The organism is Klebsiella sp. HC6, from assembly GCF_022605325.1.
In the GTDB taxonomy this organism is placed as follows: domain Bacteria; phylum Pseudomonadota; class Gammaproteobacteria; order Enterobacterales; family Enterobacteriaceae; genus Klebsiella; species Klebsiella terrigena.
Genome location: NZ_CP093276.1, coordinates 5,420,261 through 5,432,010, shown reverse-complemented (window position 1 = coordinate 5,432,010; position 11,750 = coordinate 5,420,261). Strand labels below are relative to the sequence as shown.

Below are 11,750 nucleotides of genomic sequence, written 5' to 3'. Positions count from 1 at the left end.
TAACGACATCACCTCGTGACGGTACGCCGCCACAAGGTGAAAAATAACGCGTGATGAGGATTAGTATTGAGTCAGGTCGATTTTCATCACGTAGTCAGGCTTTTTACCTATCAGCTCTTCGGGCTGTTTAATGCTGACGTACAGCGTGTTCGCATCGGCGGAAAGTGCAAGACTGTTGGGCAGGGCGGTAGTTTGAATACTCTGTTTTACCTTGCCGGTTTCGCTGTCGGCGATGGTTATCAGTTTGGCGTTGCGGTGGGTAATATAAACTTCCTGACGCTTCTCGTTATAAATAACGGCCAGGGAGTTAATCACGTCAATTTTAGAAAGGACGTTACCGTTACGAATATCGACCACTAATACATTGGGTAAATCCGGGTCGGTAATAAAGGCGCGGCTATTTTTGGCATCCACGGCGATATTAAGGAAAAAGCGCTTTTTATCCGCGGCGACGGTAAAGCGGTCGATAATTTTATTGCTGGTGGTATCGATGACGATCAGGCCATTTCTGCCGTTCACCACGTAGAGCCGGTTTTTTAGCGGATCGACCGCCATGCCGGTTGGGTATTCGCCCATCTCGCTGATGGTCGCAATCTTCGCCCGCTTGGCGGTATCGACCACCCAGACAACGCCCTTCTCCGCGACGCCGGAGACGTACAGGCGATGGTTCTGCTTATCGAGGACCATTTCACGCGTATGGATAATCGCTTTCGGGTCGCTCGCCTCGCTGAGCTGCAGCACCGCCAGCTCCTTGCCGCTGCGGGTATCGACTAGCGTGACCGAGCCTTCGAGGGTATTGCCGACGTACAGGACATGATTTGCGTCGTCCAGAGCGGTGGCAAACGCCCGCCGGCTGGTTTTAATGACTTCAACGGTGGTGAGGCTTTCCAGGTCCAGCTTGTAAATCTGCCCCGTCGTTTTGTCTTTATCAAACGAAGGGGCGGAGGCGGCGAACAGCGCATGCTGCTGTGCGTCTACCGCCAGCTCATAGACGCCATGACCCACTTCACGAGTCAGGAAATCTTTCTCAGGAAGCGCGGCGGCCGTTGCGGTCAGGCCGGTCAGTAGCAGGGCCGCGGTCAGCGCCATGCCGGAACAGAGCTTTAGGGTCTTCACATTGTGGAGGTTCATTGACGTTTATTCACATTTATTTACGAACTGAAAATGATAATGATTTTTAATTTCATTCGCAATTGCAAATGTAGCCGGCCGACTTCCTATTCTGGTAGGCGCAAGTCTGGCCGCAGGTTTGTCCGCAGGGGGGAAATAAACGGGCAGGGGTGAACAGCGGACATAAAAAAACCCTTACTAGCCGGCAGCCGGCGTTCAGGGTCTGGCTTCACGCAGAGGCGAACTTAGTTCTTCGCAGCGCGCTCGAAGGAAGCAATGATTTCAGCTTTCGCCGCAGCAGCATTGTCCCAACCGTCAACTTTAACCCACTTGCCTTTTTCCAGATCTTTGTAGTGCTCGAAGAAGTGGGTGATCTGGGCTTTCAGCAGTTCCGGCAGGTCGTTCACGTCGTTGATGTGATCGTACTCTTTGCTCAGCTTGGTGTGCGGTACCGCAACCAGCTTGGCATCTTCACCGGATTCGTCGGTCATCTTCAGTACGCCAACCGGACGGCAGCGGATCACTGAGCCTGGCTCCAGCGGATACGGAGTCGGGACCAGCACGTCAACCGGGTCACCGTCCAGAGACAGGGTGTGGTTGATGTAGCCGTAGTTGCACGGATAGAACATCGCGGTGGACATGAAGCGGTCAACGAACAGTGCACCGCTCTCTTTGTCGACTTCGTATTTGATTGGGTCTGCGTTCGCCGGGATCTCGATAACGACGTAGATGTCTTCCGGCAGATCTTTACCCGCAGGTACGTTGAGTAAGCTCATGTCTGTTCCTTTAAAATGTATAGCAAACAAGTGCCCGGTATTATAGCCAACTCACATCGAATGTCTTCGCTTCTTTTCATTCAGGGGGGCGGAAAGATAGCGTAATTTTTCCCTGCTAAACGAGCCTAAAATCCATAAATATAGCCACATTTTTCATACTTTTATGTAAGCGATTACACTAAATCTTCCGGTGCTGATAAGGAGCTTTAAATTTAACCACCTGCTGATATGCCGATCGTCTTATCGGCTGTAAGACGCAGTAAATGGCTTTAATCAACATAAAATTTACTTTTCTGAAGTGTGATGTAACTCATCCAGTTACATTTCTGATTGTCTATAGTAATTCCGCAGATAACGATTTCACTAACAATAACCCTACGAGGATCGCCTTATGTGGAAGCGCTTACTTCTTGTCACAGCAGTTTCCGCAGCTATGTCATCTATGGCAATAGCTGCCCCTCTGACCGTAGGATTTTCGCAGGTCGGGTCTGAATCCGGCTGGCGTGCGGCAGAAACCAACGTCGCGAAGGAGGAGGCCGCTAAGCGCGGTATTACTCTGAAGATTGCCGACGGTCAGCAAAAACAGGAAAACCAGATTAAAGCCGTACGCTCCTTCATTGCGCAGGGCGTCGACGCCATCTTTATCGCCCCGGTCGTGGCGACGGGCTGGGAGCCGGTGCTGAAGGAGGCCAAAGAGGCCAAAATCCCGGTCTTCCTGCTCGACCGCTCTATTGATGTAAAAGACAAAGATCTCTACATGACCACCGTCACCGCCAATAACGTGCTGGAAGGCCAGCTGATTGGTGACTGGCTGGTGAAAACCGTTGACGGCAAGCCGTGCAACGTCGTTGAGCTGCAGGGCACCGTCGGGGCCAGCGTCGCCATTGACCGCAAAAAAGGCTTCGCTGAGGCCATCGCTAAGGCCTCGAACATCAAGATTATTCGCTCCCAGTCCGGCGACTTTACCCGCAGTAAGGGGAAAGAGGTTATGGAGAGCTTTATCAAAGCGGAAAACAACGGCAAGAACATCTGCATGGTTTACGCCCATAACGACGACATGGCCATCGGCGCCATCCAGGCGATTAAAGAGGCCGGGCTGAAGCCGGGCAAAGATATTCTGACCGGCTCGATAGACGGCGTACCGGATATCTACAAAGCGATGATCGCCGGCGAAGCGAACGCTAACGTTGAGCTGACGCCAAATATGGCAGGGCCGGCGTTTGATGCGCTGGAGAAATTCAAGAAAGACGGCACCCTGCCTGAGAAGCTGACCATCACCAAATCGACGCTCTTCCTGCCGGATACGGCGAAAGAGCAGTTGGAGAAGAAGAAAAACATGGGCTATTGAGTGAGCGTAGGCCATCAGGACGCTCGGTTTAGTTCCCTCTCCCCGGTGGGGAGAGGGTTAGGGGAGGGGAAACCATGAACGGCGAAGTACACCAGGAGATCCTTCGTACCGAGGGACTGAGCAAATTTTTCCCCGGCGTTAAGGCGCTGGATAACGTCGATTTCAGCCTGCGGCGCGGTGAGATCATGGCCCTGCTGGGTGAAAACGGCGCGGGGAAATCGACCCTGATCAAAGCGCTCACCGGCGTTTATCACGCGGATCGCGGCACTATCTGGCTTGAGGGCCAGGCCATTGCGCCGAAAAATACCGCCCACGCGCAGCAGCTGGGCATCGGTACCGTCTATCAGGAAGTGAACCTGCTGCCGAATATGTCGGTGGCGGACAATCTGTTTATCGGCCGCGAGCCCCGCCGTTTTGGCCTGCTGCGGCGCAAAGAGATGGAAAAGCGCGCCACCGATCTGATGGCCTCCTACGGCTTCTCCCTTGACGTTCGTGAACCGCTTAACCGCTTTTCCGTGGCGATGCAGCAGATTGTTGCTATCTGCCGCGCCATCGACCTGTCGGCTAAGGTGCTGATCCTCGATGAACCTACCGCCAGCCTGGATACCCAGGAGGTGGAGATGCTCTTCACCCTGATGCGCCAGCTGCGCGACAGCGGCGTCAGCCTGATTTTTGTTACCCACTTTCTCGATCAGGTGTACGCCGTGAGCGATCGGATCACCGTGCTGCGCAACGGCGGCTTCGTCGGCTGCCGGGAAACACGCGAACTGCCGCAGATTGAGCTGGTGAAAATGATGCTGGGGCGCGAGCTGGAGCATAACGCTTTACAGCGCGCGGGCCGCACCCTGCTGAGCGACAAGCCGATCGCCGCCTTTGAAGGCTTTGGTAAAAAGGGCACCATCGCGCCGTTCGACCTCGAGGTCCGCCCCGGCGAAATCGTCGGCCTGGCGGGACTGCTGGGCTCCGGACGCACCGAAACGGCGGAGGTGATTTTTGGCATCAAGCCGGCCGATAGCGGCAAAGCGTGGATTAAAGGCAAGCCGCAGACGCTACGCTCGCCGCATCAGGCCTCCAGCCTCGGGATCGGCTTTTGCCCGGAAGACCGAAAAACCGACGGCATTATCGCCGCGGCGTCGGTACGGGAGAACATCGTGCTGGCCCTGCAGGCGCAGCGCGGCTGGCTGCGTCCGATTCCGCGACGCGAGCAAAATGAGATTGCCGAACGCTTTATCCGCCAGCTGGGGATTCGAACCCCCAGCGCCGAGCAGCCGATCGAGTTTCTTTCCGGCGGCAATCAGCAGAAGGTGCTGCTTTCCCGCTGGCTGCTCACCAAACCTCAATTTTTGATCCTCGATGAGCCGACCCGCGGGATAGACGTCGGCGCGCATGCCGAGATCATCCGCCTGATTGAAACCCTGTGCGCCGATGGCCTGGCGCTGCTGGTCATTTCGTCAGAGCTGGAAGAGCTGGTGGGCTATGCCGATCGGGTCATTATCATGCGCGATCGCAAACAGGTGGCGGAGATCCCGCTCGGGGAGCTCTCCGTTCCGGCGATCATGAACGCAATTGCGGCATAGGAGTAAATCATGATGCCAGGATCTCTTCCGCAAACCGGCCAAACGAAGCGTCGCTTCAGCTGGCCGAAGGGTATGCCGCAAATCATTGCGCTGCTGCTGGTGCTGGCCGTCGACAGCCTGGTGGCGCCGCACTTTTTCCAGATTGTTCTCCAGGAAGGGCGTCTGTTCGGTAGCCCGATTGATATTCTTAACCGCGCGGCGCCGGTCGCGCTGCTGGCGATTGGCATGACGCTGGTTATCGCCACCGGCGGGATTGACCTGTCGGTCGGCGCGGTGATGGCGATTGCCGGCGCGACCGCCGCCTCGATGACCGTTGCCGGGCACAGCCTGCCGGTGGTGCTGCTGGTATCGCTGGGGGCGGGCGCGCTGGCCGGGCTATGGAACGGCATCCTGGTGGCGGTGCTGAAGATTCAGCCGTTCGTGGCCACGCTGATCCTGATGGTGGCCGGGCGCGGCGTCGCGCAGCTGATCACCTCCGGGCAGATTGTTACCTTCGACTCGCCGCCTCTGGCGTGGCTCGGCAGCGGCTCGCTGCTGCTGCTGCCGACGCCGGTGCTGATTGCTGCCGCAACGCTGCTGCTGTTCTGGCTGTTCACCCGCAAAACTGCGCTGGGGATGTTCATTGAAGCGGTAGGGATTAACATTCGGGCGGCGAAAAATGCCGGGGTCAACACCCGCATCGTCGTGATGCTGGCCTACGTGCTGAGCGGCGTGTGCGCGGCGATCGCCGGGATCATCGTTGCGGCGGACATCCGCGGCGCCGATGCCAACAACGCCGGACTCTGGCTGGAGCTGGACGCCATCCTCGCGGTGGTGATCGGCGGCGGCTCGCTGATGGGCGGGCGCTTTAACCTTCTGCTCTCGGTAGTCGGCGCGCTGATTATCCAGGGGATGAACACCGGGATCCTGCTGTCGGGCTTCCCGCCGGAGCTTAACCAGGTAGTGAAAGCGGTGGTGGTGCTGTGCGTACTGATCGTGCAGTCGCCGCGCTTTATCAGCTTACTGAAAGGAGTACGCGGCCGTGATAAAACGTAACTTGCCGTTGATGATTACCCTTGCCGTATTCGTGCTGGGCTACCTCTATTGCCTGACCCAGTTTCCCGGCTTCGCCTCGACGCGGGTGATCTGCAATATCCTCACCGATAACGCTTTTCTTGGCATTATTGCCGTGGGGATGACCTTCGTCATCCTCTCCGGCGGCATCGACCTGTCGGTCGGGTCGGTGATCGCCTTCACCGGCGTGTTCCTCGCAAAAGCGATTGGCGTCTGGGGAATTACGCCGCTGCTGGCGTTCCCGCTGGTGCTGGTAATGGGCTGCGCGTTTGGCGCGCTGATGGGCTGGCTTATCGATACGCTGAAGATCCCGGCGTTTATTATTACCCTCGCCGGGATGTTCTTCCTGCGCGGCGTGAGCTACCTGGTCTCTGAAGAGTCCATCCCTATCGATCATCCGGTGTATGACACGCTCTCCGGGCTGGCGTGGACCATTCCCGGCGGCGGTCGCCTGAGCGCGATGGGGCTGCTGATGCTGCTGGTGGTGGTGGCGGGCATTTTTATGGCCCACCGCACCCGCTTTGGCAATCAGGTGTACGCCATTGGCGGCAGCGCCGTCTCGGCGAACCTGATGGGGATTTCGACGCGTGGGACCACCATCCGCATCTACATGCTCTCGACCGGGCTGGCGACGCTGGCGGGGATCGTTTTTTCTATCTACACCCAGGCCGGTTACGCGCTGGCCGGGGTTGGCGTTGAGCTGGACGCGATTGCGTCGGTGGTGATTGGCGGCACGCTGCTCAGCGGCGGCGTCGGCACGGTATTAGGCACGCTGTTCGGCGTGGCGATTCAGGGGCTGATTCAGACCTATATCAACTTCGACGGCACGCTCAGCTCGTGGTGGACGAAAATTGCGATCGGCATTCTGCTGTTTATCTTTATTGCGCTGCAGCGCGGGCTGACGGTGCTGTGGGAAAACCGCCAGAACTCGCCGGTATCGCGGGTGAGCGGGGCGGCGAATCGCTAGCGTAAATTCCCCTCTCGCCGGGCGAGAGGGGAAGTCAGAAGCGTTACGCGTCCGGGAACTCTTTAATCAGGTTTTCAACGTCTTCAACCATATGGTTGTTGCCGACGAAGAAGGAGCGGCGCTGGTGCAGGCTAACCGGGACGATATCGAGAATACGCTCTTTACCGTCGCTGGCCTTACCGCCCGCCTGCTCGGCGAGGAACGCCATCGGGTTGCATTCGTACAGCAGGCGCAGCTTGCCGTCCGGGTGGCTGGCGGTGCTTGGGTAGAGATAAATGCCGCCCTTCAGCAGATTGCGGTGGAAATCCGCTACCAGTGAGCCGATATAGCGCGAGGTGTAGGGGCGCTGGGTGCCGATATCCTCTTCCTGGCAAAACTTAATGTACTTCTTCACGCCCATCGGGAATTTGATGTAGTTGCCTTCGTTGATGGAGTAGGTATTGCCTTTCTCCGGGAAGCGCATGCGCTCCTGGGAGAGGCAGAATACGCCAAGAGAAGGATCGTAGGTGAAGGCGTGCACGCCGCAGCCGGTGGTATAAACCAGCATCGTGGAGGAGCCGTAAACCACGTAGCCTGCGGCGACCTGTTTACTGCCCGGCTGCAGGAAATCTTCGACGGTGACTGGCGTGCCGACCGGGGTTATGCGACGGTAGATGGAGAAGATAGTCCCGACAGAGACGTTAACGTCGATGTTAGAGGAACCATCCAGCGGGTCCATGAGCACCACGTATTTTGCGTGTTCGCAGCCTTCAAAGACGACGATTTCGTCTTCTTCTTCAGAGGCGATCCCGGCAACAATATCGCGCGCTCGCAGTGCGGCCTTCAATTTTTCATTGGCGAACAGATCGAGTTTTTGCTGCACCTCGCCCTGCACGTTTTCAGCACCGCTGGCACCCAGGATATCGACCAGACCGGCCTTGTTGATATCGCGGTGGATGATCTTGGCGCCTAGTTTTATCGCCGACAACAAAGCAGTTAGCTCGCCGGTTGCGTGGGAGAACTCGTGCTGCTTTTCGACAATAAATTCACCTAACGTTTTCATAACCCGTTCCCTGCATGTTTATGTGAAGTAAAACGAACGCAACAATCTTAACAAAGAATAAAAAAAATACGCACAGGTGAATCGCGCCAGCAAAAAACGGATTCGCCTGAAATGCATTTCTCTGATGCCGAACATAAGGGTAAAATGTGCGCCAGATTAAAGAGGGAAGTGACGAATGCGCATTCATATTTTAGGTATCTGTGGCACGTTTATGGGGGGGCTGGCGATGCTGGCGCGTTCCCTCGGTCATGAGGTAACGGGGTCGGATGCTAACGTCTATCCGCCAATGAGCACTCTGCTGGAAAGCCAGGGGATCGATCTTATTCAAGGGTATGACGCCAGCCAGCTGGAGCCTCGGCCGGATCTGGTGATCATCGGTAACGCGATGACCCGCGGCAATCCGTGCGTCGAAGCGGTGCTGGAAAACAACATTCCGTACATGTCCGGCCCGCAGTGGCTGCATGATTTCGTCCTGCGCGATCGCTGGGTTGTGGCGGTGGCGGGCACCCACGGCAAAACGACGACCGCCGGCATGGCGACCTGGATCCTCGAAGCCTGCGGCTATAAGCCCGGCTTTGTGATTGGCGGCGTGCCGGGTAATTTCGAGGTCTCCGCGCGTCTGGGCGACAGCCCGTTCTTTGTTATCGAAGCGGATGAATATGACTGCGCTTTCTTTGATAAGCGTTCGAAATTTGTTCACTACTGCCCGCGAACCCTGATCCTCAATAACCTTGAGTTCGATCACGCGGATATCTTTGATGACCTGAAGGCTATCCAGAAGCAGTTCCATCATCTGGTGCGCATTGTCCCGGGTCAGGGCAAAATTATTCTGCCGGAAAACGACATCAACCTGAAACAGACTATGGCGATGGGCTGCTGGAGCGAGCAGGAGCTGGTCGGCGAGCAGGGCCACTGGCAGGCGAAAAAGCTCAACACCGACGCCTCGCAGTGGGAAGTCTGGCTTGACGGCGAGAAGGTCGGGGAAGTGAAGTGGGCGCTGGTCGGCGAGCATAATATGCACAACGGCCTGATGGCGATTGCCGCCGCCCGCCACGTCGGCGTGGTGCCGGCGGACGCCGCCAACGCGCTGGGCAGCTTTATCAACGCCCGCCGCCGCCTTGAGCTGCGCGGCGAAGCGAACGGCGTCACCGTGTACGACGATTTTGCCCATCACCCGACGGCGATCCTGGCGACGCTGCAGGCGCTGCGCGGCAAAGTTGGCGGCACCGCCCGCATTCTGGCGGTGCTCGAACCGCGCTCGAACACCATGAAAATGGGCGTCTGCAAAGACGATCTGGCGCCGTCGCTGGGCCGCGCGGATGAAGTGTTCCTGCTCCAGCCGCAGCATATTCCGTGGCAGGTCGCCGAGGTGGCTGAAGCCTGCGTGCAGCCCGCCCACTGGAGCGCCGATGTCGACGTGCTGGTGGATATGATCATCAAAACCGCCCACCCGGGCGACCACATTCTGGTGATGAGCAATGGCGGCTTCGGCGGCATTCATCAGAAGCTGCTGGATAAGCTGGCCAGCAAGGCGGCTGCGGCAGAGTAGTTCCGACTATCGTCTCTCTGCCCTCCGCGCGAGGGCAGACTTTTTGCCATCCTGGATTTTGTCATGCTCACTTCTGAAAAACTGACCTCGACCGATTCTCCGCACTTTCCCGCCCTCGACGCGCTGTACGTCAAGGCTTTTCCCTGGCACGAGCAGCGCGAGCCGCAGGCTAAACAGCGCGCGCTGCGCGACCCGCACTACGCGCTGGAGGCGTGGTTTGATGACGGCGAGTTTATCGGGCTGAGCGGCAGCTGGCAGTTTGCGGGCTATGGCTACATTGAGCATCTGGCGATTGACGACGGCCTGCGCTCGCGCGGCTACGGCAAGCGCCTGCTGGCGGAAATAATTAAGCGTGCGCCGCTGACCATCCTCGAGATCGATCCGCTCACCACGGGAATTGCCCGCCGGCGGCTGCAGTTTTACGCCGCGATGGGCTTTAGCGACAACCCGTGGCCGCATCGTCACCCGACCTATCATTGCGGCATCGCCGATCATGCGCTGATGGTGCTGAGCTACCCGCAGGCGATTGACGAGGCGCAGTACCAGCGCTTTGCGCAGCAGCTGCGCCAGGTGGTGATGGCCTAAACCGATATCCCGGCGCTGGCGCCGGGAAGGGGATGTGCGGTGTCGGCGCTGCCTCTGCGGTAAGCCCGGGGGCCGCGCCGGCCGGGAGGTTACTCTTTGGCGATCGGCGCGTCGTTTTCCGCAACCTTCGCGTCGCCCTGGATTGCCGCAATCCTCTGCTCAACCTCGGCAACCTGTTTATTGTTGTGCAGCAGAGTGTAGGTCAGATCAAACTGCGCGCTGGCGCCCGGCTGCAGCTGCTTCACGCGTTTCTGCTCGCGCTCAATTGTCACCGGATAGGCATAGCTGGTGCCTGGCTCGATGCCGGTAACATAGCCCTGTTTTTGGCTATCGGTGTTTTTCCACAGCGTCAGGACCGGCAGCTGGCGGGTATCAAACTGAATTGACGCGCCTTTATCGCCAGCCTTGTTAACCACTGCCGCCAGCGTTTGGTGATGGTCATCGGCGAGCGGCTGAATGTTAAACACCATCTCGTCAAAGTCTTTGGTCGGGCCGGCATAGGTTTGCCACGTTTTCAAACCGGCTTTGGCATAGTCGTTGAACGGGCTGATGCTGGCCATCGGCGCAAGGAAACGCGCGCCTTCTTCGAGAATCGGCGTACCGAAATTGCTGTGGTAGATTATCTGATAATCATGCGGATAATCGGCATGGTTGGTTAAGACATCGTGCAGGCTGAAGCTGTTGCTGCCGGGCACGTAGCGCAGCTCGGTCATGGTCTGCAGATCGGCCTTCTTGAAGGTGCTCTCCTTCACCAGCCCGCGAATGCGAATTTCATACGGCGCGCTATCGGCAACCTCGACCTCAACCTGCGAGGCCGGCGTGTTCCCGGCTTTGCCGTGCAGGGTATAAATCTGCCCGTCGGCGGTGACCGGATGACCGGTCCATTCGTAGCCGCAGCGCACCATCATCTCATTGAAACCTTCCAGCCAGCCCAGCCCGTTGCGGCTTTCCAGATTAATAAAGGCCGGGTTAACCACCTCTTTGACCGGCGAATCCCAGCCCATCCGCGTGCCGAAACCTTCGATTTTGAGTAAATTCATCCCGCGAGTCGGGCTGAGCGCGATAGTCAGCCCGTCCTGGCTGCGAATCACGATAACTTTACTCCCCTCCTGCTTGCCGCCATGAAGGACTTTTTGCTCGATGCTGAAATGGCGATCTTTTATCTTCAGCTGGTCACTGCTTACCTGCCAGTTTCCTTTCTCTATGCTGCTTTCAGCGCTTGTCAGCACCCAGGTTTTTGCCGCGACTTGCCCAGAGATCATCATCGCTACTGCGGTCAATGCTACTATTTTTTTCATTTTCGTCCCTTTTTGCTGAATCGATATTGTTATCAATGAGGGAAATCTAATAGCTAGCGGCTGATGAAAATGTGAAGCGCCTCACCTGGTGAGAATATGCGCGATTTTCTGTTTTTAACTGCGACTTTAGTCCTGCTTTAATGCAATGTTTTATTATTTTTGCCGAAAAAATGTGAATTTAAACATAGTTAGCTTTAACGATTCAGCTTTTATTGCCGGCTGAGGCAGCAAAAAGTCACGTCTGCTGACGATCGGCAAAACGGCGTACAGGTAGGATAAAAACGCAGGCAAGCAGCAGGGATCAAAAGAGAAGGCAAAGAGAAGGCAAAGAGAAAGCAAAGAGAAGCAAAATAGGGGCAAAATAGGGGCGAAACAGGCGCAAAAAAAGCTGAAAGGCGCTGAACATAAGCCTCAGGACGGCCTGACGGCGGCGATAGCGGGAGAG

10 protein-coding genes are annotated in these 11,750 nt (G+C 57.1%); 6 read left to right on the top strand and 4 right to left on the bottom strand.

Features of this window, described 5'->3' with window-relative positions:
• Nucleotides 1–60: 60 nt before the first annotated feature.
• Both yncE and ppa read right to left on the bottom strand, forming a co-directional pair.
• Nucleotides 61–1,131, bottom strand: a complete 1,071-nt coding sequence (gene yncE / locus MMW58_RS26210) for a 7-bladed beta-propeller protein YncE (RefSeq protein WP_133601073.1) — start codon at nt 1,129–1,131, stop codon at nt 61–63.
• A gap of 224 nt (nt 1,132–1,355) precedes the next feature.
• The gene (ppa, locus tag MMW58_RS26205) at nt 1,356–1,886 is read right to left on the bottom strand and encodes an inorganic diphosphatase (RefSeq protein WP_041143747.1); all 531 of its coding nucleotides are present in this window, start codon (nt 1,884–1,886) and stop codon (nt 1,356–1,358) included.
• A 391-nt stretch (nt 1,887–2,277) separates the two neighbouring features.
• Between ppa and ytfQ the strand changes: the two genes are divergently transcribed.
• The 4 genes from ytfQ to yjfF all read left to right on the top strand — a co-directional run bounded on the left by ytfQ (nt 2,278) and on the right by yjfF (nt 6,831).
• A complete protein-coding gene (gene ytfQ / locus MMW58_RS26200) occupies nt 2,278–3,234 on the top strand; it encodes a galactofuranose ABC transporter, galactofuranose-binding protein YtfQ (protein ID WP_133601072.1) in 957 nt (318 codons plus the stop codon).
• A gap of 74 nt (nt 3,235–3,308) precedes the next feature.
• Entirely contained in the window at nt 3,309–4,811 is a 1,503-nt protein-coding gene (gene ytfR, locus MMW58_RS26195; protein ID WP_133601071.1) for a galactofuranose ABC transporter, ATP-binding protein YtfR, read from the top strand.
• Between the two features lie 9 nt (nt 4,812–4,820).
• Complete coding sequence (gene ytfT, locus MMW58_RS26190) at nt 4,821–5,846, top strand: galactofuranose ABC transporter, ATP-binding protein YtfT (protein WP_095104341.1); 1,026 nt, start codon at nt 4,821–4,823, stop codon at nt 5,844–5,846.
• Nucleotides 5,833–6,831: a galactofuranose ABC transporter, permease protein YjfF gene (yjfF, locus tag MMW58_RS26185; protein WP_041143751.1), complete on the top strand. Its 999-nt coding sequence runs from the start codon at nt 5,833–5,835 to the stop codon at nt 6,829–6,831. Before ytfT ends, yjfF begins: the two co-directional genes overlap by 14 nt.
• 43 nt (nt 6,832–6,874) lie before the next feature.
• Here yjfF and fbp read toward each other — a convergent pair whose 3' ends face one another.
• Nucleotides 6,875–7,873: a class 1 fructose-bisphosphatase gene (gene fbp, locus MMW58_RS26180; RefSeq protein WP_128879238.1), complete on the bottom strand. Its 999-nt coding sequence runs from the start codon at nt 7,871–7,873 to the stop codon at nt 6,875–6,877.
• Nucleotides 7,874–8,048: 175 nt separating this feature from the next.
• On the opposite strand from fbp, the gene mpl reads away from it, so the two are divergent.
• Together mpl and MMW58_RS26170 are read left to right on the top strand one after the other, a co-directional pair.
• On the top strand, nt 8,049–9,422 hold the full coding sequence (gene mpl, locus MMW58_RS26175; protein WP_241722420.1) for a UDP-N-acetylmuramate:L-alanyl-gamma-D-glutamyl-meso-diaminopimelate ligase: 1,374 nt from the start codon (nt 8,049–8,051) through the stop codon (nt 9,420–9,422).
• A gap of 63 nt (nt 9,423–9,485) precedes the next feature.
• Nucleotides 9,486–10,007, top strand: a complete 522-nt coding sequence (locus MMW58_RS26170; protein WP_241722419.1) for a GNAT family N-acetyltransferase — start codon at nt 9,486–9,488, stop codon at nt 10,005–10,007.
• 89 nt (nt 10,008–10,096) lie between these two features.
• Here MMW58_RS26170 and MMW58_RS26165 read toward each other — a convergent pair whose 3' ends face one another.
• Nucleotides 10,097–11,305, bottom strand: a complete 1,209-nt coding sequence (locus tag MMW58_RS26165; RefSeq protein WP_241722418.1) for an aldose 1-epimerase family protein — start codon at nt 11,303–11,305, stop codon at nt 10,097–10,099.
• Nucleotides 11,306–11,750 lie beyond the last annotated feature (445 nt).